Genomic DNA, 22,759 nt, shown 5'->3' on the forward strand with positions numbered 1-22,759 from the left:
GCGCTCATGGCCGCATGCGCTGCGCGGGGGGCTGCGGCGTCAGCAGGGGCCGGGCGAGCTCGGCGAACTCGCAGAGCAGCTTGCGCGTGCTGCGCGGGTCGATGATCTCCTCGATCCAGAACGCCTCGGCCGAACGGAACGGCGAGCGCAGGCGCTTGAGCCGCTCCTCGATCCGGGCCAGCTCCGCCTCGGGGTCGTCGGCCGCCTCGATCTCTGCGCGGTAGGCCGCGCTCACGCCGCCTTCCAGCGGCAGCGAGCCCCAGCGCCCGGACACCCACGCATAGCGCACCGACAGCCGCCCCGCGGGCGCATTGGCCGCCCCGCCCACGCCGTAGGCGCTGCGCACGATGACGGTCGCCCAGGGCACCGTCGTCTGGTTCAGCGCGGTCATGGCCCGCGCGCCGTGCCGTATGGTGCCCGCCTTCTCCGCCTCCAGGCCGATGAGGAAGCCGGGGCAGTCCACCAGGTGCACGACGGGCAGGTGGAAGGTTTCCGCCATGTCGAGGAAGCGGACCATCTTCTGGCTCGCGTCCGCCGTCAGCGCGCCGCCATGGAAGTACGGGTCGTTGGCCATGACGGCCACCGGCAGGCCGCCCAGGCGCGCCAGGCCGGTGATGACGGAGCGGCCGTACATGCGCCCCATCTCGAAGAAGGAGCCGGCATCCACCACCGACTCGATGATCTGCCGCATCTTGTAGACCTTGCGGGTGTCCCGGGGCACGATGTCCAGCAGCTTCTCGTCGCGCCGGTTCGGGTCGTCGTCGCAGGGCAGCACCGGCGGCAGCTCGTACACCGAGGACGGCAGGTACGAGAGGAAGCGCCGGGCGCACTCGAAGGCCTCTTCCTCCGTATCGACCGCGTGGTCCACGGCTCCGCTCTTGGTCTGGATCTCCCACCCGCCCAGTTCTTCCTTGGTCAGTTTCTGGCCGATGCCCGCCACCACGGGCGGGCCCGCGACGAACATGGCGGCGGTCTTCTTGGTCATGATCGAGTAGTGGCTGGCCACCAGCCGCAGGGCACCCAGGCCGGCCACCGACCCCAGCCCCAGGCCGACCACGGGGACCACGCCCAGGGTGCTGGAGACCAGCTGGAAAGGCTGCCCGCCGTTCACGCCGTTGGGCAGGTTGGAGCGGCCGTGCGTCTCGATCGTCTTCACGGAGCCGCCGCCGCCGGAGCCTTCGATGATGCGCACCAGGGGCAGGCGGAACTGCTGCGCCATCTGCTCGGCCATGATGGGCTTCTCGCGGATCGTTGCGTCCGCCGAGCCGCCGCGGATGGTGAAGTCGTCGCCGACCACCACCACCTTGCGGCCCTGGATGGTGCCGCGCCCGAACACGCAGTTGGCGGGCATGAACTCGGCGATCTCGCCGTCCTCTCCATACTTGGCCTTGCCGGTGATGGAGCCGACCTCGGTGAAGGATTCGCTGTCGAGCAGGCCCTCGACGCGCTCGCGCACCGTCAGCCGGCCCGCGTCATGCTGCCGCTTGACCTTGTCGGCGCCGCCCATCTCGCGCACCAGCGCCTGCCGCCGGGCCAGCTCATCCAGTTCTGGCTGCCAGCTCATGCCAGCCTCCCGTTCCGGTGGGTCTTGCCAATGCCTTGCGTTGGGGTGTTCATAGCCATATTCCTTTTGGGGGTGAAAGAGTGCGGGCCGCTGACGGAATACCGGTCAGCGCGCAGGAAAGAAGGAAGGAGTCAACGCGGCCGATGTCAGGCAACCTCGAAAAGCGCGGCTGCGCCCTGGCCGCCGCCGATGCACATCGTGACCACGACGAACTTCGCGCCACGCCGCTTGCCCTCGATGAGGGCGTGCCCCGTCAGGCGGGAGCCGGACATGCCATAGGGATGGCCCACGGCGATCGCGCCGCCATCGACGTTCAGCAGGTCGTCCGGGATGCCCAGGTGGTCGCGGCAATAGATCACCTGCACGGCGAACGCCTCGTTCAGCTCCCACAGGCCGATGTCCTCGATGCGGACGCCCGTGCGGGCGAGCAGCTTCGGGATCGCGTAGACCGGCCCGATGCCCATCTCGTCGGGTTCGCACCCCGAGACCGCGAAGCCCCGGAAGTACCCCAGCGGGGCCAGCCCCTTTTTCTCCGCCAGCGCGGCGTTCATGACGACCGTGGCCGAGGCGCCGTCCGAGAACTGGCTGGCGTTGCCCGCCGTGATCACGCCCCCGGGGAGCACGGAGCGGATCTTCGCGACCCCTTCGTAGGTGGTGTCCGCGCGGATGCCTTCGTCCCGGTCCAGGATGACCTCCCGGGTCGAGGCATTGCCGGCCTTGTCCGCGACGCCCATCAGCGTCGTGAACGGCACGATCTCCTGGTCGAACCGGCCGGCCGCCGCCGCCGCGGCCGCCCTGAGCTGGCTGCGCACGCCGTACTCGTCCTGACGCTCCCGCGAGATGCCGTAGCGCTTGGCGACCTGCTCCGCGGTCTGGATGTTGGTCCAGTAGATCTCGGGCTTGTTCCGCTTCAGCCAGACCTCGTGGATCATGTGCTTGTTCTTCTCGTTCTGCACGCACGAGATCGACTCGACCCCGCCCGCCACATAGACGTCGCCCTCGCCGGCGATGACGCGCTGCGCGGCGAACGCGATGGTCTGCAGGCCCGAGGAGCAGAACCGGTTGACGGTGACGCCCGCCGTCGTCACCGGGCAGCCCGCGCGCAGCGCGATCTGCCGCGCGATGTTCGCGCCGGTGGCGCCCTCCGGGCTGGAGCAGCCCATAAGCACGTCCTCGACCTCTGCGGGGTCGATGCCCGCGCGCGCTATCGCGTGCTGCACCACGTGCCCGCCCATGGTGGCGCCATGGGTCATGTTCAAGGACCCGCGCCAGGACTTGGCAAGCCCGGTTCTGGCGGTGGAAACGATCACTGCATCAGCCATTTTTTCTTCACACCTTCAATGGAAAGATCCACCTTCGCTGGCGAGCTTCGCCAGCAGGGGAGCGGGCTCCCAGAGGTCGCCATGCCGCCCCGCGGCAAACGTCTCCATCAGCACCGCGACGTTCGGCAGGCCCAGGGTGTCCGCATGGAACATGGGGCCGCCCTGGTGGCGGGGGAATCCGTAGCCCGTCACATAGACCACGTCGATGTCGGAGGCCCGCTGGGCAATACCCTCCTCCAGGAGCCGCGCCCCCTCGTTGGCCAGGGAAAGCACCAGGCGGTGCACGATCTCCTGGTCGGAGATGCGGCGCCGTTCGATGCCCAGCTCTTTCGAGTGCGCCGCGATCAGGTCATTGACCACCTGCGACGGACGCGCCTTGCGGTCGCCCGGCGCGTAGTCGTACCAGCCCGCGCCCGTCTTCTGCCCGAAGCGCCCCAGCTCGCAGACCAGGTCGGGGATGCGCGAGCTCTTGTAGCCGGGGTTCTCGCGCGCCCGGCGCTTGCGGCCGGCCCAGGCGATGTCGTTGCCCGACATGTCGCTCATGCGGAACGGCCCCATGGCGAAGCCGAAGCGCTCGATCGCCTGGTCCACCTGCCCGGGCAGGCAGCCCTCTTCCAGCAGAAAGCCCGCCTGCAGCGTGTACTGCTGCAGCATGCGGTTGCCGATGAACCCGTCGCAGACCCCGGAGACCACGCCGACCTTCTTCAGGCGGCGCGCCAGCGCCATCACCGTCGCCAGCACCTGCGGTGAGGTCTGCGCACCCCGGACGACTTCCACCAGCCGCATCACCTGCGCGGGGCTAAAGAAGTGCATGCCCACCACGTCGGCGGTCCGGCGCGTGAACGCGGCGATGGTGTCGATGTTCAGCGTGGAAGTGTTGGTGGCCAGGATGGTGCCGGGGGCCATCACCCGGTCCAGCGCCTCGAACACCTGCCGCTTCGCGTCCATGTCCTCGAAGACGGCCTCCACCACGATGCCCGCGCCGTGCACCGCGGCAAGATCCGTGGTGCCCGTGATCCGCGACATCCTGGCCTGCACCTCCTCCGCGCCGATCCTGCCCTTCTCGCGGGCGCTGTCGTAGCTCTTGCGGATGCCGGCCAGGGCCTTGTCGAGCGCAGCCTGACTGGTTTCGACGATGCCCACCGGCAGGCCGGCATTGGCGAACACCATGGCGATGCCCACGCCCATGGTTCCCCCGCCCACGACCGCGGCCGACGCGATGGTGCGCGGCTGCACGCCGTCGTCCAGGCCCGCGATGCGCGACGCAGCGCGCTCGCTGAAGAACACGTGCCGCAGCGCCTTGCTTTCCGTCGTGTTGAGCAGCGCCAGGATGCTTTCGCGCTCCAGCTTGAGCCCCTGCTCGATGGGCAGGCTCACCGCCGCTGCCACGCAGTCCACGCACTTGCGCGGCGCAGGCAGCCCCGGGGTCGCGGCGGCCACCGCCGTGCGGGCGAACTGGAAGAAGGCCTCGTGGTGCGGAAAGTCGATCTGGATGTCGCGCACGCGCGGCAGCGGGCGGACCTGCGCCACCTTGCACGCCAGGGCACGGGCCGCGTCGATCAGGTCGCCAGTGGCGATCTCATCGAAGACCTGCGGCAGTTCCTCCGCGGTCACGGTGTTGCCCTGCAGGATCATACCGAGCGCGCGTTCGACGCCGATCAGCCGGGGCAGGCGCTGGGTGCCGCCCGTGGCGGGCAGCACGCCCAGCTTGACCTCCGGCAGCGCCACCTTGGCGCCGCGCGTGGCGATGCGGTAGTGGCAGCCCAGCGCCAGCTCCAGCCCGCCGCCCATCGCCAGATCGTTCACCGCGGCGACCACCGGCTTGGGCGCGTTCTCGATCGTGGCGATGAGCGTGCGCAGGCTCGGCTCCGCCGAGCTCTTGAGCGTGTTGAACTCGCGGATGTCGGCGCCGGCGGAAAAGACATTGCCCGCGCCCGTCAGCACCACCGCCTGTACCGCCGGGTCCTTCATCGCCCGGTGGACCGCCTGGAACGCGGCCAGCCGCGTGGCGTGGCCCAGGCCGTTGACGGGCGGGTTGTCCAGCACGATGACGGCCACGCCGTCGCTGGTTTCCATAGGGGCATTCATCGCTTGCATCACAGCTCACTCTTCGTGGGGCCGAAGGCGCCCCGGCTTCGCATCTCGCCAATCTCCTGGGCACTGGCGCCCAGCCATTCGCGCAGGACCTCTTCCGTGTGCTGACCGAGCAGCGGCGCAGGCTGCGCCGCGCGGGCCGGCGTCCGGGACAGGCGGACCACGGGGCCGGCGAACTCGACGCTGCCCGCCACCGGGTGGTCGATCTCGGCGAAGAACCCCCGGTGGCGCAGCTGCTCGTCCTGCACGACTTCTGGGATCGTGAGGATCGGCCCCGCCGGCACCTCGTGGGCGCTCAGCATCTCGCCCAGCTCGCGCTTGCTGTGCTGCCGGGTCCAGGCGTTGACCTCCGCGTTCAGCGCCTTGGCGTTCGCCACCCGCAGGGAGTGCGATGCGAACCGGGGGTCCGCCTCCAGTTCGGGCCGCCCCATGGCCTGCGCCAGGCTGTGGAACAGGCCGTCCGTGGACGCGGCGATCTGCACATGGCCGTCCGACGCCTCGAACAGGTCCGCCGGCGCGGCGTGCGAATTGCCGTTGCCGTCGCGCTCGGGCACCACGCCGGCGCCCAGGTAGCCGGGGATGAAGGTGGTGGTCATGGACAGCAGGCTTTCGACGAGCGAGACGTCCACGTTCTGCCCCTTGCCCGTGCGCGCACGCACCGTCAAGGCCAGCAGCGCGCCGATGGTGGCGTGCAGCGCCGCCCCGTAGTCGCCCACGTAGAAGCCCGCGCGCACCGGCGGCGCATCGGGCATGCCCGTGAGCGCCGTGAGCCCGCTCATGGCCTGGGCCACCGAGTCGAAGCAGCCGCGCGACGCATACGGCCCGCTCTGGCCGAAGCCGGAGATCGAGACCACGATCAGGCGCTCGTTGATCTTCTCGATCTCCTCGGCGGGAAAGCCCATCTCGGCCAGCGTGCCGGGCCGGAAGTTCTCGACCAGGATGTCGGCCTTCTGCATCAGCGCGCGCAGCACCTCCCGGCCGGCGGGGCTGCGCAGGTCCAGCACCATGCCGCGCTTGCTCCGGTTGAGCGCCATGAAGTAGGTCGATTCGCCATGGATCAGCGGCGCGAGCCGCCGCGACGGCTCCCCGCCCAGCCCCTCGACCTTGACCACGTCGGCCCCCATGTCCCCCATCATCAACGCGGCGTGGGGGCCGGCGACGAAGCGCGACAGGTCCAGCACCTTGACGCCGCAGAGCGGCCGCATGTCCTGCGCGCTCATACCGGCACCCTCGCGTGGCCGGCGGCCACGAGCTGCCCCTCGGCATTCCGGGTGGCCACCCGCAGGCCCGTGAAGCGCGTGCCGCCGGCGTTCACCTCCTCGTCCACCAGCGCATGGCTGTGCAGCGTGGTGCCCACCAGGATGGGCGAGACGAACGAGAGTGCGAGCTGCGCCCCCTGCATCACGCGGGCGCCGAAGTGGTCCAGCAGCAGCGAGGTGTGGTGCCCGGCGCACAGCATGCCCTGCGCCACCGGCGCGGAGTAGCCGGCCTTGCGGGCGACGTCGGGGTTGGTGTGCAGGCTCTGGCGCACCGCCACCGGCTTCTCCTGCGCCCAGGAAAACGGGTAGCCCGAGAAGACCACGCTTTGCTCGATGGAAACGTCACGGGCCATGGGGCCCAGCACCATGCCCTCCGCGAGGGCTTGGCCGGGCTGCGCGCGCAGGGCGTCGCCGTCGGGCACACGGCCGTCCACATGGGGCAGGTGCGAGGCCCAGTGCCTGGGAATGTCGCCCTCGTCGGGCCGGTCGGTCACGTCGTAGAGCACGGTTTCCGTGGCCAGGAGCCGCGCGATGACGAGGCCGTCGTGGCGCACGGCCTGGCTCAGCAGCGTGCGGTAGCGGCGCCCCTTGCGCACGTACTTCGCGACATGCGTCCCGGTGACGGTGACGCGCTCGCCGATGGCCAGCGGTGCCAGGTAGTCGATGACGGCCTTGGTGTGCAGGCCGCCGTAGGCGCCGTTGCTGCCGTCGTAGCCCAGCAGCACCATCTTGAGCAGGTCGTTCACCAGCAGCGACGGCGGAACGCAGGGGCTGCCGTCCAGGCCGCGCAGGTAGCGATCCGGGTTGTCGCCGATGGCGAAGGCATGCGCGCGCACGGCGGACTCGCTGACGACGCCTTCGACGCGACCGAGGTCGTCGTTGACCTTCAGGTTCTCCCAGCTGAATCTGGGCAGGGATGCGGGCGGAACGATCACGAAATGGTACTCCTCGGAACGGGTTCTGAAAGGGGCGGCAATGTCTCTAGGCGGCGGTCGTGGCGCCGTCGATGGTCCAGGCGGCGCCGCGCACCTCCTGGGCGTCCTCCGAGCAGAGGTAGGCCGCCAGCGAGGCCACCTGGTCCTTGGTGACGAAGCGCCCGGAGGGCTGGCGCAGGCCCAGCAGCCGGGCCGTCGCGGCCTCCATGTCGAGCGCCTCCTTCTCGGCCAGCGCCTCCACCTGGCGCTGCACCAGGGCGGTGTGCACCCAGCCGGGGCAGATGGCGTTGCAGGTGATCGGGGTGGCCGCCGTTTCGAGGGCGACGGCTTTCGTGAGGCCGATCAGCCCGTGCTTGGTGGCGTTGTAGGCGCACTTGCCAGCGCGGCCCCGCAGCCCGCTGATGGAGGCGATGTTGATGATGCGGCCCCAGCCGCGCCGGCGCATGGCCGGCAGCGCGAGGCGGATGGTGTGGAAGCTGGCCGAGAGGTTGACCGCGAGCATCTCGTCCCACACCGCGACGGGAAACGCCTCGATGGCGCTGACGTGCTGCAGCCCCGCGTTGTTCACCAGCACCTCGATGGCGCCGTGCTCCTGCACCAGCGACTGGATCAGCCCGTCGATCTGCGCCGGATCGCGCAGGTCGGCCTGCCGGTAGCGCAGCATGCCCGGCGCGCCGGCCGCCGCGTCGCACATCGCCTGGCCGGCGCCCTGGGCCTCGCGGCCGTTGACCGTCACGCACATCCCGTCCCTGGCAAGGCGCTGGGCGATGGCCAGCCCGATACCTGAATTTCCGCCGGTCACCAGCGCGATGCGCCGGGCCGCGTCTCCGTTTTTCTGCATGTGCAAAGACCTCTTTCTGTTCGGAAGGAATTGTTCCGCCGGGGTCTCTGTGCGTCCAATACTGTTATTTGCCCCCACCTATACTCACAGCGTCTCAATTGCGAAGAAGCCATGGAACTGCGACACCTCAGGAGCTTTGTCGTGCTCGGCGAGGAACTGAATTTCACCCGCGCGGCCAACCGGATGCACATGGCCCAGCCGCCATTCAGCCAGCGCATCCGCCAGCTGGAGGAAGAGATGGGGGTGAGCCTGTTCAAGCGCCACTCCCGGCAGGTGCAGCTGACCCCCGCCGGCAAGGCGTTCTTCGACGACGTCCGCCCCCTCCTGTCCCAGCTGGAAGGCGCCATCGAGGCTTGCCAGCAGGTCGAGCGCGGCACCAAGGGCCTGCTGCGCGTGGGGTTCACCGGGCGGGCCAGCCAGACGCTGCTGCCCCTGGTGGTGCGCGTCTGCGAGCAGAACTTTCCCGACGTCACGCTGGACATCCGCGGGCCCCATCCCACGGGCGACCTGCAGCTTCTGCTGCTCAACGGGGAGCTGGACCTGGCGCTGTGCTTCCTGCCCCTGACGCACCCGGACATCGAGGCCCGCGTGCACGCCACCTGCAAGCTCGGGCTCGCGCTGCCCAAGACCCACCGCCTCGCGTCCGCGCGCCAGGTCAGCCTGGGCGATCTCAGCGCCGACCCGTTCGTGGGGTACCCGGCGAACCGGGGCTTTCTCCTGCGCACGGCCATGGACGCCGCCTGCAAGCACGCCGGGTTCATCCCGCGGGTGGTGCGCGAGACCGATACCTCGCAGGTCTTGATGTCCCTGGTGGCCGCCGGCGTCGGTGTGACCGTGGCCCCCCAGGAGTTGGAAAAGCAGGAGGAAAGCCGGGACCTGGTCTTCAAGGAGCTGAGCACGGAGGGCGCCAGCCTGGACCACGGACTGGCCTGGCGGTCCAACAACAGCAACCCGCTGCTCAGAAAGCTGCTGGAGACCGGCGCGTTCTGAGCCGGCGCCGCTCCGCTACACAAAAAGGAGCTGCTCGCGCCTGCCAATTCTGGATTTCAGATAGAAAACCATCTGAAAACCTTATATATCAAGCGCAACCAGCTCCCTTTTCAGGAGCATTCTCTCAACCAACGGATTTGTAGATGCGCGCCACCGTGCCGGCTCCGCTGCCGTAGGTGACGCTTTCGCCGCTGCCCGCCTGCGGCAGCACCGTGGCCACCTGGCGGTCGGTGAGGGCCGCGACGCGGGCCAGGTTGTCGCGCTGCATGGCCACGCTGGCGCTGGCCGCCTTCAGGCGCTGGGCCAGGGCGGGCGGCAGGCTGGCGGTGTTGGTGCGCCCCGTGACCTCGGCCAGCTCGGCGGCGGCCTGCCGCAGCGCGGCGCTGCAGCGTTCCAACTCCGGCGCGTCGGTGGCCAGCAGTGCGGCCGAAACGGCCTGCACCTGCTGTTCGACGTTCGCCAGGGCGGTTTCGAGGGTCATCCAGAAAGGAGCTTCAGTTCAGCGGCGGGGCGACGAAGAAACTAGACCAAGGAAAAACGTGGATTTTCAGTGGCCGCGCGAGCGCGAGATGATCTCCTGCGCGTTGTCCAGCAGCTTGTCGGCGATGGCCTCGGCGTCCACCGAGAACGTGCCCTTTTCGATCGCGGCGCGCACGGCCTTGACCTTGCCGGCATCGAAGTCGCCGGAGGCGCGGGCCGTCTGGTCCAGGGACCGGGCCGCCGTCGAGACCGTGACAGGCACACCGGCGGCCGACGCTGCCTGCGCGCCCTTGGCGGCTCCTTCGGCGGCGCTGGGGGCTGCAGGACTTTTGGCTTGCTTGGCTGCAAGCCCCGTCTGCGCCAAGGCGCCCGGGAGTTCCGGTTTCTGACCTATCTTCATCGCTCTCTCCACCACCCCGGGTGTGGGGCACAGTAGCAATGTTTTCGACCCATTCGGCGGGGACTTTAGCGATTTATCGCCACCCCGTCATCAAAGCGCCACGTCCACTGTCCCGTTTTCACTTACAGTTCCACTAACTATCCGACCATTGTCCATGCGGATGCGCACAGTCTGCCCCGCCGCGCCGGCCGTCATGGCCTGCCCCGCCGAGGTAACGGCGTAGCCCGGCCCCTGCGCCACGATCTTCACCTGGGCGCCGGCGCGGAACAGATGGGGCGCGCGCACCATGCTCTGGCGCAGCGCCTGCCCCCCCGCCAGCGAGCGGGCCGCCACCTGGCCCACCCACATGTCCGGGTTGGGGTCTCCTCGTTTTCAGTGCAATAAGTGACGGTACGAAAAGCTAGCACTGGCGCGGAGGTGGTGTTGGTAGATCGTTGATTTCATTGACTTTCCTGTTCACTTTCAAATCTGCGATTCGTGGCGTCAAACCGTGGTCGGTTTCATCCATTGGTGCCAGTTATCGATGCATTTGGCCGCGAAGGCAGGATTTGGTCAGCATAGCGGTCAACCGGGAAGCGAAACACACCCCGCAAGTTGATGCTCTCCAGCCTGGTGGGCGCAATCTTCCCGATCAGTTCCGGTGGAATGACCTGGCGGCGGTTCGACCAGCGATCCAGGACCGCCTGCATCTGTGAGGTATTCCACGCCATCACGATGTTGGCCATCAGGCTCAACGCATCGGCCACAGCCTGCATTTCATCGACACGTTTGGCCTGCGCCGGGCTGATCCGGCCGGTATAAATGGCGCGCTTGAGGGCGTTAACAGCCTCGCCCCGATTGAGCACCCGGCGCAACTCGTTCCTGAAAGCGTCCTTGACAAAGTAGTCAGCCAAAAACGCCGTACGCAGCAACCGCCCCAATTGCACGCCAGCCTCATAGATTGGATCGCCCTGGGCGGCAGAACCGAACCGCGCAAGAGCTGCCACCGCACTGGCATGTCCGCTCATGACCGAGGCTGCCAGGTGCACCAGACTATCCCAATGCTTTTCGATCAAAGCGACGTCGACATTGGCTTCGCACACCGCAGCGATTTCTGCGGGCACTTTGGTGCCGCGTGGCACAAAGAGGTGGCGCTGTTTGAGTTCCTTCAACCGCGGGCAAAGATCAAAACCAAGCAAACGGGCATGTGACATGGCAAAGTCGGTGTAGCCATGGGTATCCACAGCAAGCTGGCTGGTCTCCAGCTTTTCTTGGCGGATGACACCTTCAATGGCCACGCCCGCCTGGCGCTCATTGAGCACAAAGGGCTGCGCATGGAAGATGCCCCACCGGTCTTTTACATGGGAGTAGATTCCAATGGAAGGTGTGTTGCGCCGAGGATCAAGCCGGGCTTGCCACACCCGTTTGGTGGTCTCCATGCTCATCATGTCAGAAGATGCCAAATCGGACCGCCCCCAGGTGGCGGCAATCGGGTGTCGCTGCATGAATTCCAGCACAGCCTGGCAGGCCTGGCTCAGACGCCGTTCGTCCCGCGCCCAGCGCATGGCCTGGCGAATGCTGGTGGCAGACAATTGCGGAATCATGCGCGCGCATTCGACCGCAGTCAGACTGGTGCCGTGGGCCATGATGCCGGCATAGACCATCAGCAGCTCGTCGGTAGAGCGCGGCTCACGTCCGAGCATGATCCAGCTAAAGCGCACCTGGGCGTCAACGGCCAGAATCACTTCCGGCAATTGAACCTCACCGATGCGGTGATCCAAAGCCGCGCGCAGCTTGGTCACTTCTGGGTCTTCGTCCTCTGCGGGCAATGGCGACAAATGGAGTTCATCATCCACGCGCAGTACGCCACTGCGGGCTGCAGCGGCCACCGCATCGACACCGGCAGTTACTCTGGCCAGCAAAGGCTTCAAGAAAGTGGCAGCCTTGCTGGGTAACGATAGACGGGCATAGTGTTTCTTGGACTCTGCCTGCCAACGCTCGTCCGTGAAGAACAAGCGCGCACGACCCCGAAAGCTCAGGCTGTGCTCAATCCAGACCGAGCCATTGCGCACCGCGCGGCGCAGGGCAAACAGGGTGGCCACCTCCAACGCCTGAAACGCCCGTTCCCGGTCTGGGCTGGAGATCGAAACCTGCCAGATCATTCCCAGACTTGGTGCCACCACTTCAACTGGCAGCTTTCTGGATCCTTTGAGATATAAAGCTTGCAGCTTGGCAAGGTACTCGATGGCAGGATGCTCGCCGGTGGCCTGCCAGGGCAGCTTTGCAATGGCGACGAGCAACGACCGCACGGGGCGAATTCCATCAATCAATCCCTCGCGGACCAGGGAGGCCCTGCTCGGTGGTTTGCGTTTCTGGGTTTCGGTGATCAAGGCTTCAAGACGGGCACGCAACTCAGCATCTGGCACCGCACCTTGCGCGCTCAAGGCAACAAGTTCGCCGAGCAGCGTTTTGTACATTGCGGCCCAATTGACGGTAGCGGGGACATCGGCGGCAGCCTGACGCCACAGATCGGCGATCCGGCGCTGCACCATAAGGATCAACTGGTCTGTGGTGGTGAACAGGCAATACCGAAGAAAGCATGCGACCTCCACGGTGCGCGCTGGCTCTTTGATCTTGGCTCCGGCTGAGGGCGGCCTGGAGACAAGTCGGCGCGCGTAGCGGCGCAAGATGAGATCGGGGATGTCTGCCAGGTGCTTATGAACGTCCAGCGTGTAAAGCAGGTCGATGCGCTCCAGTACCTCGCTGATTTGGCGGGTTGAGTGTTTCGCCGGTGCAGCCCATAGCCAACTCTGCTGGGTTTGTCCATCTGGGCGCAGCTCTGAAACTGAGGCTCGCCAGCGATCAAGTGTTGCTGGATCAACGCTGGCGGCGATGGCGGTGCCTGTTTCAACTTCAAGCTGGGCAAGTGCCGCCGCAATCAGTGTCCGAATTGCCCGCTCGTGCACGATCACCAGCTTGTTCTTGTACAGCCATTGACGCGCCCGCACGAGTAGCTGATCGCGGTCGGCGCAGCGCGCCACTTCGTCGCGCAGTTCACGTACCAGTGAGCGGCGCTGGTGCTCGCTCATCCACTGGAATCCAAGGACCGTGCAGGCTACTTGTTGGTGATCGAATAGCGTGCGCCCGCGTTCATACATGGCTCTCAGCGAGGCGACTTCTGGTGCTGCAATGCCAAGCTCGTTGCCAAGGTGGCGCCACAAGGCTACTGGAATTACCCGAAAGGCACCGAGCAAACGCCCACTCATGCGCAGGAAACCAATATGGAGCGCCAGACCAAGCTTGTGGGAATCACCTCGGCGTGCATTGATTGCGTCGCGCTCGGCACCATCGAAGGTGAAAAATGCCTTCATCTCGAAGTCGCTGATATCGCGGGGGAGCCCACGCATCCCCAAAAACGTTGTGTGCCAACCCTGCATCGTGAACCTCAAAAGTGGGAGGCCACCATACCCGTTTACAAAGCGAACAGGAAAGTCAATGAAATCAACGGTCTACCCAGACCACCCCCGCGCCAGTGCTAGCTTTGCGTACCGTCACTTATTGCACTGAAAACGAGGAGACCCCGACCTGGAGCGTGCAGGAGAGCTGACGCCCCACATCCGCACGCGCATCCGAACCCTTGCGGAGATGGGGGCTTCCGCTGGCGCCGACGGCGTTCTCTTCACCTGCTCAGCCTTTGCGCCAGCAATTGAAGCTGCAGCGCGAGCGCTTCCGCTGCCTGTGTTGAAGCCAGACGAGGCAATGTTCAAGGCGGCGATGAGCCGCGGATCCAAGATCGGAATGCTCGCGACCTTTGAGCCTGCAGTCAGTTCGATGGCGGATGCATTCCGACGCCAGGCGCAGGAGGCTGGCGTCGATGTCAGGCTGGAGACGATCTGCATACCGGAAGCAATCGTCGCAGCGCGCGCGGGCGATATCGAAACTCACAACCAGCTAGTTGCTGCGGCGATCCCACGGCTTGCATCGTGTGATGCCATCATGCTCGCGCACTTCTCTACATCGACCGCATTGGACGCTGCCCGTGCCGCAACGCAGACGCCGATTCTCAGCGCTCCTGAAGCCGCAGTCCTAGAGCTCCGCAGCGCAGTGCAAGCGCGCGAATCGCAGAACCCTGGGCAGCGCTGAGCAAACCGCGCACTGACAGATGCAGGATTGTCGCCATGGAGGCAGCCGCTCTACCCGACTGCGTCGTGGTCTGAAAGGGCTGGCAAAGCTGACATCGAGATTGCCGTAGGTGCTCTCACGTCCCACAACCGGTGCGCTACTCCAGGAGTAGATCCTTCGACAGGGTTTCCATCTTGTGCCGCAAGACGACGTTCAAGTGGCGGCGCAGAAACGTTGCGGCTGCCCGCCGCTTCCCCTGCTCCAGCAAGTCGAGCAGCTCAATGTGCTCCACGTTTTGCTGACGGTAGAAGCCAGGCTGTGCCATGGCTCGGTACTCAACCAAGCGGCGCAGTTGATTGATGCGCTCGAGGCTGGAAACAAAGTACCCGTTGTTCGAGAACCCGATGATCGTCTGATGGAAGCGCGCCCCGATCTCAAACAGATCGACGCTGGTGATCTTGCCTAAGCGCCCGTCCCTCAGACCAATTTGCTCTGCGCGCAGGCGCGCGATTGCGAGCGGATCGACCTCGTAGGTCGGTGCCAGGATAGCAGCTGGCTCAACCGCCATACGAAACATATAGGCGTCCGCGTGAGATTGCGGCGAATCGATGATCTCCGTGAACTGCCAACCATGCCCGCTCTTTCGCCGGATCCAACCCTCCTGCGCCATTCGGTGGAGGATCGGTGCCAGTTGCATGCGCGTCAGGCCATACATCTTCGCAAGGCCCTGCTCCGTAACCTCTTTGGGGAGCAGCCCTGCGATGCGGTCCTGCGCCAGTTTCATGTACGGCGAGATTGAATCAGGTCCCACATGCTCCCTGATCAGTCGTTGCATGCCGGCCTTCGTTGCCGAGAGTTCAAAACCACGCCCGTTCGGCTGTACTGCCGCGCCTTGCTCCACCAGCCATGCCAGCGCTTGCTGCACAGGAAATCTCGAAACCCCAAGGGCGTCGGCGAGTGGCTGAGACGAGAGAGTGCTGCCCTTGGAGACCTCGTTCTCCACCAGGTGGTTCATAAGCCGAACGGCAGTCTTCACCACCGCGGGAGACCGTGGCACCAGATTGGCCACCGGCTTCTCGACGGGCTCGCGTTGCTTGTCTGAACTTTGCTTCATGCGGAGTACACGGGTTGGCGCTGGATACGGTTTGCGGCATTTTGCCGCAACAGGGTCGCAACGCGTGAAGATGGTCGTCACCCGCCATGATGTTATTTTGAATTAGTTGACACAATAATTCAAATGACCTACTCTTGCGTCCTTCGATGACAGGACCAGTTTTTGAGATCGCGCAATAGCACTACGACCACTTTGGTTTCTTGTTCGAGGCGTGACCTCCAGAGAGCAGGTGCAGCGGGTCGCTTGTTGGATGGTGTGCTCGATCTGCAGGGCTTGTCGGTGCCGCAGATCCTGTGAAGCCTCCAGTTGGCCGCCGATACGGGTCTTGTTCCGAAGCTCCATAACCCAGCAGCCTTGAGAGGCTGTAACGAGAGAACTCTGAGACTTGTCATGCACCCATCTGATGCCCTGAGCAATCTGTTTCCCACAGCGGAGTCAATCCCTACCCAGTTTCGACTGGACGGTCTGATCGAGCAGCGGCGCTATGTGATCGATGGGCGGCTTGCTGTCTGGGACGGTCCCTGTAAGAAGGTCTTCTCGCCGATCTGCACGCGTGACGAATCGGGGGAAGTCCGCCAGGTCGAACTGGGCAGCTATCCCCTCATGGGCGAGACCGAAAGCGATCAACTTCTTGAGGCTGCAGTTGCGGCCTACGACAACGGACGGGGCCGCTGGCCAACGATGACCGTCGCCGAGCGTATCCAGTGCATGCAGGATTTCGTGCGGCAGATGGCAACGCAACGGGACCTCGTCGTCAAGCTGATCATGTGGGAGATCGGAAAAAGTCTCACCGACTCTCGCAAGGAGTTCGATCGCACTGTCGAGTACATCCAGGCGACGATCGAGGCGCTCAAGGCACTGGACAACGAGAACTCCCGGTTCACCGTCGTAGAAGGAACCATTGGGCAGATTCGCCGGACTCCACTGGGTGTCGTCCTCTGCATGGGACCGTACAACTACCCTCTGAACGAAACGTTTTGCACCCTCATCCCTGCGCTCCTGATGGGGAACACCGTGGTCTTCAAGCCACCGCAGTACGGGACGCTGCTGTTTTGGCCTCTGCTGGAGGCCTTCCGAACAGCCTTTCCGAAGGGCGTTATCAACACGATTTACGCGCCGGGCGAGGTAGTCGTACCACGCATGCTCGCCTCTGGCAAAGTGAACAGCCTTGCATTGATTGGCTCCAGCAGAGTCGCCGACTTCCTGAAGAAGCAACACCCGAAGTCCCATCGTCTGCGAGCAGTACTGGGCCTGGATGCAAAGAACGCAGCGATCGTCCTACCCGGGGCTGACCTCGCAACGGCCGTCAAGGAATGCGTGGCTGGCGCGTTGTCGTTCAATGGGCAGCGCTGTACCGCGTTGAAGATGCTGATCGTCCACAAGTCGCTCGTGGACGAGTTCCTGCGCCGATTCTGCGAAGAAGTGGGCGCGTTGAAGATGGGCATGCCCTGGGACGATGGCGTGCAAATCACGCCGCTTCCAGGACCGCACCGAACCGCCTACATGACGTCCGCGATTGATGAAGCTGTGGCCATGGGCGCGAGCGTGTTGAATGCCAACGGCGGCGACTATTGCGCGACGATGTTCCGCCCTGCGGTCGTGTATCCGATCAAGCCAGGCATGAAGCTCTATCGGGAGGAGCAGTTTGGTCCGGTCGTTCCAGTGATGAGCTTTGACGACGTAGAGGAAGCGCTGGAGTACGTGATCACCTCCGACCACGGTCAGCAAGTGAGCATCTTCGGGAACGACCCTGTCGAAATCGGCAAGCTCGTTGATCCCTTGGTCAACCAGGTGTGCCGGGTCAACATCAATTGTCAGTGTCAGCGTGGCCCAGATGTCTTCCCATTTGCGGGGCGCAAAGACTCTGCGGAAGGGACGCTGTCCGTCGGCGATGCGCTTCGTGCCTTCTCCATTCGCTCCATGGTCGCGATGAAGGCGACCGACTCCAGCAAGCAGCTCCTGAACACGATCGTTCGCGACCACACCTCGAACTTCATCAACACGGGGTTCATCCTCTGAAGAGCCATGTCAAGAACACGAAAAGCAAAAATCGTCGCAACGCTGGGGCCTGCCAGCTCGGACAAAGCCACCATTCAGAAGCTGTTCAACGCTGGAGCAGATGTGTTCCGGCTCAACTTCAGCCATGGATCGCACGAACAGCACAAGCAGCGTGTGCAGTTCATCCGTGAGGTCGAGCGAGAAGCTGGTCGGCCTATTTCCATTCTGCTGGACCTCCAGGGCCCGAAGCTGCGAGTCGGCGTGTTCCGCGATGGCCCAATCCAGTTGAGCGAGGGCGATCGCTTTCGGCTCGACCTGGCGCACGAGCCCGGTTCTCAAGAACGGGTCCAGATGCCTCACCCGGAGATCTTTCAAGCGATCACGCCTGGCACGGACCTCTTGCTCGACGACGGAAAGATCCGGTTGCGCGTCGAGCAGTGCGGATCGGACTTTGCCGAAACGGTAGTGATTGCTGGGGGGAAATTGTCCGAGAGAAAGGGCGTCAACGTACCGACGGTCGTGCTTCCGATCTCGCCGTTGACCAAGAAGGACCGAGAGGACTTGGCATTTGGGCTGACGCTGGAAATCGACTGGGTTGCCTTGTCCTTTGTGCAGCGGCCGGAGGATCTGGACGAGCTGCGAGCGATTGTCGGTGACCGCGCTGCCCTTGTGTCGAAGCTTGAGAAGCCGGCCGCAATCGAGTCGCTACTCGCCATCATCGACCGCTCGGATGCCGTGATGGTGGCGCGGGGAGACCTTGGTGTGGAAATGCCCGCCGAGCAGGTCCCTCGAATCCAGAAGCAAATTGTCAGGGCGTGCCGCGACTCGGGCAAGCCGGTGATCGTCGCCACCCAGATGCTCGAGTCGATGACGTCAGCGCCGGTGCCCACGCGCGCCGAAGCTTCCGACGTGGCCACTGCCGTGTATGACGGTGCCGATGCTGTCATGCTCTCTGCGGAATCTGCATCAGGGGACTATCCAAAGGAGTCCGTCGCGATGATGAGCCGCATCATCGCCGAGGTCGAGGCGGACCCCTTTTATCGCACTGCAATTGAGGCTTCGCAAAAGGATCCCAGTGCTACCGTCTCCGGAGCGGTCGTAATGTCCTTGCGCGTGACATCCCGCCTGCTGGATCTTTCAGCGATCGTCACCTATACGCGCTCCGGTGCAACGACGCTTCGCGCTGCTAGGGAGCGGCCAGTGGCGCCAATCCTCAGCCTAACGCCTGACCGCGCCGTGTCCCGCCGGCTGGCCCTCGCGTGGGGTGTTCATTCCGTTTACTTCGACGACCAGATCAACGACGTGCCGCAGATGGTCGTCGACGCCTGTGCCATCGCCGCGCGCGAGGGCTATGCGACGGGTGGCAAGTACCTTGCCATTGCGGCAGGAATGCCATTCGGCGTCGTTGGCAGTACAAATTTCATTCACATCGCAAAGGCTTGACATGGCAAAGATCATCAACGTACAAGGCATCGAGATCCTCGACTCCCGCGGCAATCCAACCGTGGGGGCGACGGTCGTTCTCGACGATGGTTCCATTGGTTCTGCAGCGGCACCATCTGGCGCATCGACGGGCACCCGCGAGGCCATCGAACTACGCGATGGTGACAAGTCTCGGTACCTCGGCAAAGGCGTCACCAAGGCGGTTGCCAATGTAGACGGCGCACTTCGGAAAGCGGTCGCTGGATTGGATGCCTCTGATCAGGCCGCGGTGGATGCAGCCATGATCGCCGCCGATGGTACGGATGCCAAGGGCAAGCTGGGTGCCAATGCAATCCTCGCCGTGTCGCTGGCCACTGCAAAGGCGCAGGCCGTAAGCGCACGGCTTCCGCTGTACCGCTCTTTGGCTGGGACCAATCACACCTTCAAGCTCCCAGTGCCTATGATGAATATCATCAACGGCGGCGCACACGCAGACAACAACATCGATGTGCAGGAGTTCATGATCATCCCGGCAGGTGCCCCGTCGTTTCCGGAAGCACTGCGCTACGGGGTTGAGGTATTCCACGCACTGAAGAGTGTCTTGAAGAAGCGCGGTCTGGCGACCGCAGTGGGTGACGAGGGCGGATTTGCACCCGACCTGGCATCGAACATCGATGCGCTTGACACCATCCTGCACGCAATCGAACTTGCGGGTTTCCGCGCTGGCAAAGAATTTTGGCTGGGTCTGGATGCCGCGAGCTCCGAGTTTCGAGAGGATGGCAAGTACATGCTGAAGGCGGAAGGCAAGGCCTACGACTCCGCTGGCTTCGTTGGCTATCTTGAAGGCTTGGTCAGGCAGTACCCCATTCTGTCGATCGAGGACGGCCTGGCCGAGGACGACTGGGATGGCTGGGAGCTGTTGACCGCTCGGGTGGGAAGCCGCGTGCAGCTGGTGGGCGACGACCTCTTCGTCACCAACACCCGCATCCTGCAGGAAGGAGTCGACAAGAGCGTTGCAAACTCGATTCTGATCAAGCCCAATCAGATCGGCACGCTCACCGAGACTCTCCAGGCAATCAATATGGCTACCGCCAACGGCTTCACTGCGGTGGTTTCCCACCGCTCTGGCGAAACCGAGGACACTTTCATCTCCGATCTGGCCGTGGCGTCCAGCGCAAACCAGATCAAGACGGGTTCGCTGTGCCGCTCGGACCGGGTTGCCAAGTACAACCGCCTCCTGACCATCAGCGCAGAACTGGGTGACTCAGCGAAGTACCACGGCCTCTCCGCATTCAAGTGGATTTCCTGAGGCTTCCATATAGCCAGCCGCACAGGCGCAAGAAAGGACTGAAATGAGCAAAATCCTACTGGGCTGTATCGCCGACGACTTCACGGGAGCCACGGACCTCGCCAGCAATTTGGTGCGCGAGGGTATGCGTGTTGTTCAGACAATAGGCGTTCCCCAAGGTCCACTGGACGGGGACGCGGATGCAGTCGTTGTGGCGCTCAAGTCGCGCACTATTCCGGCAAGTGAAGCAGTTCAGCAGTCGCTTGAGGCCGCGCGTTGGCTGAAAGCTCAAGGCGCACAGCAGTACTACTTCAAGTACTGCTCGACCTTCGATTCGACACCTGCAGGCAATATCGGGCCAGTGACGGATGCGCTCATGGCGGAGCTCAATGCAGGCTTCACCATCGCGTGCCCGGCCTTCCCGGAAAACGGGCGAGTGGTCTTCAAGGGGCATTTGTTTGTTGGCGACGTGCTCCTGCAGGAGTCAGGGATGAGAAATCACCCGTTGACTCCCATGACGGACTCCAACCTGGTGCGCGTTCTGCAAGCACAAACCTCGCGCAACGTGGGCCTCATTGACCACACAGTGGTTGAGCAAGGATCCGCGGCCATCAAAGCACGAATCGATGCGCTGGCGGCGAAGGGCATCACTATCGCGGTGGTGGACGCGACCACCAATGAGGACCTCAGGAAGCTGGGCCCGGCGCTTGAACAGCTTTCGCTGGTGACAGCAGGGTCCGGCGTGGCGATTGGATTGCCAAAGAACTTTGGTCTGGAGCCGCGCAATCTTGCAAGCAGCCTCCCGCCTGCAGAAGGACGACGCGCCATCGTTTCTGGCAGCTGCTCAGTAGCGACAAATGCCCAGGTGGCGGACTTCAAGCAGCGTGGTGGTGCCGCGTATCCAATCGATCCCTTCCAACTGCTGGAAAATCCGTCGTCAGTCGAGAAGGCCCTCAGATGGGCAGCGGATGCAGACCATTCGCTGCCGGTCCTCATTTATGCTACTGCAGACCCCGACGCCGTGAAGGCCGTGCAGCAAAAGATCGGCGTTGCGGAAGCTGGTGAGTTGGTCGAGCACGCGCTCTCCAGCATCGCGAGGGGACTGGTCCAGCAGGGGGTTGGTGAGTTGATCGTCGCCGGCGGCGAGACCTCCGGTGCGTGTGTGAAGGCACTGGACATCATGCAAATGCGCATTGGTCCGCAAATTGCGCCAGGCGTGCCCTGGTGCTACGCCCAATCGCCTCATGCTGCCAGAGGCGGGCTTCACATCACCCTGAAATCCGGAAACTTTGGCGCCACCGACTTCTTCACCTCGGCGTTCACCGCGTTGGAGGTCGCAGCATGAGAGAAGCGAAAGCGCGCGAGGAGATCTGCCGTGTTGGGTCAAGTCTCTTTGAACGTGGGTATGTGCATGCGACAGCTGGCAACATCAGCTTTCGGCTTTCCGACGATGAGGGGGGAGGCTTTCTCATCACGCCCACAGACGCCTGCCTGGGGAACCTTGATCCAGGTCGTCTCGCTAAGCTTGATGCCGACGGCCGGCAACTGAGCGGCGATCGCGCAAGCAAGACCATCGAGCTCCATAGAAAGATTTATCGGGCCACCGAATCTGCCGGGTTCGCTGCTGGATGCGTGCTCCATACGCACAGCACGTACTGCGTCCTTGCCACCCTGGGAGCGGCGACAGCACCTGGACACACCCTGGAAGATCTACTTCCCCCCATCACTCCATACTTCGTCATGAAGGTGGGGCATGTGCCGGTCATCCCATATTACCGGCCAGGCGCACCCGAGGCGGCCGCACACGTGGAAGCCGCCATCGCGGACTATGGTCACCGCAACTTGGTCATTCGAGCGGTCATGTTGGAACGGCTTGGACCGACCGTTTGGCATTGTTCCCCGGCCGAGGCCATGGCCGTCTTGGAAGAACTTGAAGAGACGGCAAAACTTGTCCATCTCGCGGGCGGGTCGGTTAGCCCGCTCGACCCTGATCGGATTGATGTGCTGCGCAAGACCTTCGGAGCCAGCTGGTGACCGCAAAGCGGTTCGGACTGGTCGTCCATCGGCGACATCGCATGGATCGTGACGGCGGTCTAGCGCGTTGGCTCATCACCAGCGAGCACACCCTCCGACAGCTCAGCATGCAGCTGGAGATTGTCGGAGGGGCCTTCAAGGCACTTGAGACTCTGCATCTTCTCGAAAGCTACGAGGGTGCACACGCGCTACCCTATGGGCGCGAGGGCGGGCTCATGCGGTTGACCTCAAGGATTGCCGGAGGGCTCGAATCAGCCGCAGAGCTCGACGGCATCATTTCGCTCATCGACCCACTTGACCCCTCATCGCTTTACCCTGAGGCCCAGGCTCTGAAGCGTCAGTGTGTCATCCACGGGAAGCCGTTTGTGGGCACGGTAGCTGGCGCCGTAGAGTGGTTGGAGGTCGAGGCCTATGAGGCAGGTCATATCGAACGGTTGGGGGGCGCTGGCTCTCTCGCCAAACCAATCGATCAGACCGGCATTGCTCTCATCGCTCACGACGCGCTGAAGACGACCATGGTGGAATACGCGAGCCGCCACTTTTGCTTACTATCGCTTGCGAAGCATCGCGTAGGTACCGGCACAACCAGTCGCCTCCTCAATGAGATGGCATGGACCAAGGGCTGGCCGCGCGACCAAGACTGGGTTCAGCCCTTTAGAAGCGGGCCGCTTGGCGGAGACGCCCAGATCGCTGAACTCATCCTTGATGGCCTGTGCCAGAAGGTCATCTTCTTCGAGGATGTGCATGTTGCACGCCAGCACGAGGCGGACATCCAACTGCTGGAGCGCGCGGTGTACACGGCCACATATTCCACAAGTTGCATCAACACGGTAGCAATGGCAGATGCCTGGGCGAGGGCTTGGTCTTCTGCATTGAGTTGAGCTTCGCTAAGGGCGGCGGACGCCCCGCCAGCCCTT

19 protein-coding genes and 1 pseudogene are annotated in these 22,759 nt (G+C 64.1%); 9 read left to right on the forward strand and 11 right to left on the reverse strand.

Going from position 1 to position 22,759, the window contains the following annotated elements; genetic code table 11:
• Positions 1 to 4: 4 nt before the first annotated feature.
• From ACQ4MJ_RS26115 to ACQ4MJ_RS26140, 6 genes are all read right to left on the reverse strand, one after another.
• A complete protein-coding gene (locus ACQ4MJ_RS26115; RefSeq protein WP_431153290.1) occupies positions 5 to 1,564 on the reverse strand; it encodes an acyl-CoA carboxylase subunit beta in 1,560 nt (519 codons plus the stop codon).
• Between the two features lie 146 nt (positions 1,565 to 1,710).
• Positions 1,711 to 2,886, reverse strand: coding sequence for an acetyl-CoA C-acyltransferase (locus tag ACQ4MJ_RS26120; protein WP_431153291.1), 1,176 nt, complete (start codon positions 2,884 to 2,886; stop codon positions 1,711 to 1,713).
• Between the two features lie 15 nt (positions 2,887 to 2,901).
• Positions 2,902 to 4,974 carry a 3-hydroxyacyl-CoA dehydrogenase NAD-binding domain-containing protein gene (locus ACQ4MJ_RS26125; protein ID WP_431153308.1) on the reverse strand — a complete coding sequence of 691 codons (2,073 nt, stop codon included), beginning with the start codon at positions 4,972 to 4,974 and terminating at the stop codon, positions 2,902 to 2,904.
• 8 nt (positions 4,975 to 4,982) lie between these two features.
• Entirely contained in the window at positions 4,983 to 6,200 is a 1,218-nt protein-coding gene (locus ACQ4MJ_RS26130) for a CaiB/BaiF CoA transferase family protein (RefSeq protein ID WP_431153292.1), read from the reverse strand.
• Positions 6,197 to 7,075 carry a MaoC/PaaZ C-terminal domain-containing protein gene (locus ACQ4MJ_RS26135; protein WP_431153293.1) on the reverse strand — a complete coding sequence of 293 codons (879 nt, stop codon included), beginning with the start codon at positions 7,073 to 7,075 and terminating at the stop codon, positions 6,197 to 6,199. The genes ACQ4MJ_RS26130 and ACQ4MJ_RS26135 overlap by 4 nt, the downstream gene beginning before the upstream one ends.
• Before the next feature lie 145 nt (positions 7,076 to 7,220).
• Positions 7,221 to 8,015, reverse strand: coding sequence for a 3-hydroxybutyrate dehydrogenase (locus ACQ4MJ_RS26140; RefSeq protein WP_431153295.1), 795 nt, complete (start codon positions 8,013 to 8,015; stop codon positions 7,221 to 7,223).
• 111 nt (positions 8,016 to 8,126) lie between these two features.
• Here ACQ4MJ_RS26140 and ACQ4MJ_RS26145 point away from each other — a divergent pair, with 111 nt between their 5' ends.
• A complete protein-coding gene (locus ACQ4MJ_RS26145; RefSeq protein ID WP_431153296.1) occupies positions 8,127 to 9,005 on the forward strand; it encodes a LysR family transcriptional regulator in 879 nt (292 codons plus the stop codon).
• A 124-nt stretch (positions 9,006 to 9,129) separates the two neighbouring features.
• Here ACQ4MJ_RS26145 and ACQ4MJ_RS26150 read toward each other — a convergent pair whose 3' ends face one another.
• From ACQ4MJ_RS26150 to ACQ4MJ_RS26165, 4 genes and pseudogenes are all read right to left on the reverse strand, one after another.
• Positions 9,130 to 9,486, reverse strand: a complete 357-nt coding sequence (locus ACQ4MJ_RS26150; RefSeq protein ID WP_431153297.1) for a hypothetical protein — start codon at positions 9,484 to 9,486, stop codon at positions 9,130 to 9,132.
• Between the two features lie 66 nt (positions 9,487 to 9,552).
• Positions 9,553 to 9,885, reverse strand: a complete 333-nt coding sequence (gene flgM, locus ACQ4MJ_RS26155) for a flagellar biosynthesis anti-sigma factor FlgM (protein ID WP_431153298.1) — start codon at positions 9,883 to 9,885, stop codon at positions 9,553 to 9,555.
• Positions 9,886 to 9,975: 90 nt separating this feature from the next.
• Positions 9,976 to 10,242, reverse strand: a pseudogene (flgA, locus tag ACQ4MJ_RS26160) (flagellar basal body P-ring formation chaperone FlgA); the annotation flags it as partial.
• 143 nt (positions 10,243 to 10,385) lie between these two features.
• Positions 10,386 to 13,250 carry a Tn3-like element IS1071 family transposase gene (locus ACQ4MJ_RS26165; RefSeq protein WP_236749962.1) on the reverse strand — a complete coding sequence of 955 codons (2,865 nt, stop codon included), beginning with the start codon at positions 13,248 to 13,250 and terminating at the stop codon, positions 10,386 to 10,388.
• On the opposite strand from ACQ4MJ_RS26165, the gene ACQ4MJ_RS26170 reads away from it, so the two are divergent.
• Positions 13,146 to 13,403, forward strand: a complete 258-nt coding sequence (locus ACQ4MJ_RS26170; RefSeq protein WP_040214134.1) for a hypothetical protein — start codon at positions 13,146 to 13,148, stop codon at positions 13,401 to 13,403. The genes ACQ4MJ_RS26165 and ACQ4MJ_RS26170 overlap by 105 nt on opposite strands.
• Before the next feature lie 106 nt (positions 13,404 to 13,509).
• Positions 13,510 to 14,007: an aspartate/glutamate racemase family protein gene (locus ACQ4MJ_RS26175; protein ID WP_431153299.1), complete on the forward strand. Its 498-nt coding sequence runs from the start codon at positions 13,510 to 13,512 to the stop codon at positions 14,005 to 14,007.
• A 136-nt stretch (positions 14,008 to 14,143) separates the two neighbouring features.
• Here the strand turns inward: ACQ4MJ_RS26175 and ACQ4MJ_RS26180 are convergent, their stop codons facing one another.
• Positions 14,144 to 15,100, reverse strand: a complete 957-nt coding sequence (locus tag ACQ4MJ_RS26180) for an FCD domain-containing protein (RefSeq protein ID WP_431153300.1) — start codon at positions 15,098 to 15,100, stop codon at positions 14,144 to 14,146.
• 390 nt (positions 15,101 to 15,490) lie between these two features.
• Here ACQ4MJ_RS26180 and ACQ4MJ_RS26185 point away from each other — a divergent pair, with 390 nt between their 5' ends.
• From ACQ4MJ_RS26185 to ACQ4MJ_RS26210, 6 genes are read left to right on the forward strand one after another with little or no spacing between them, the layout of a single operon-like run.
• On the forward strand, positions 15,491 to 17,119 hold the full coding sequence (locus ACQ4MJ_RS26185) for an NADP-dependent glyceraldehyde-3-phosphate dehydrogenase (RefSeq protein WP_431153301.1): 1,629 nt from the start codon (positions 15,491 to 15,493) through the stop codon (positions 17,117 to 17,119).
• Positions 17,120 to 17,125: 6 nt separating this feature from the next.
• Positions 17,126 to 18,541, forward strand: a complete 1,416-nt coding sequence (pyk, locus tag ACQ4MJ_RS26190; protein WP_431153302.1) for a pyruvate kinase — start codon at positions 17,126 to 17,128, stop codon at positions 18,539 to 18,541.
• Between the two features lies 1 nt (position 18,542).
• The gene (gene eno, locus ACQ4MJ_RS26195; RefSeq protein WP_431153303.1) at positions 18,543 to 19,829 is read left to right on the forward strand and encodes a phosphopyruvate hydratase; all 1,287 of its coding nucleotides are present in this window, start codon (positions 18,543 to 18,545) and stop codon (positions 19,827 to 19,829) included.
• 43 nt (positions 19,830 to 19,872) lie between these two features.
• Positions 19,873 to 21,153 carry a 3-oxo-tetronate kinase gene (gene otnK / locus ACQ4MJ_RS26200; protein WP_431153304.1) on the forward strand — a complete coding sequence of 427 codons (1,281 nt, stop codon included), beginning with the start codon at positions 19,873 to 19,875 and terminating at the stop codon, positions 21,151 to 21,153.
• Positions 21,150 to 21,842, forward strand: coding sequence for an aldolase (locus ACQ4MJ_RS26205; protein WP_431153305.1), 693 nt, complete (start codon positions 21,150 to 21,152; stop codon positions 21,840 to 21,842). The genes otnK and ACQ4MJ_RS26205 overlap by 4 nt, the downstream gene beginning before the upstream one ends.
• A gap of 41 nt (positions 21,843 to 21,883) precedes the next feature.
• Positions 21,884 to 22,723 (forward strand): methylglyoxal synthase, encoded by an 840-nt coding sequence (locus ACQ4MJ_RS26210; protein ID WP_431153306.1) that lies wholly within the window; start codon positions 21,884 to 21,886, stop codon positions 22,721 to 22,723.
• Positions 22,724 to 22,759: the final 36 nt, after the last annotated feature.

Origin of the sequence: Acidovorax facilis (assembly GCF_050626955.1) — a bacterium.
Taxonomy (GTDB): Bacteria; Pseudomonadota; Gammaproteobacteria; order Burkholderiales; family Burkholderiaceae_C; genus Acidovorax; species Acidovorax facilis.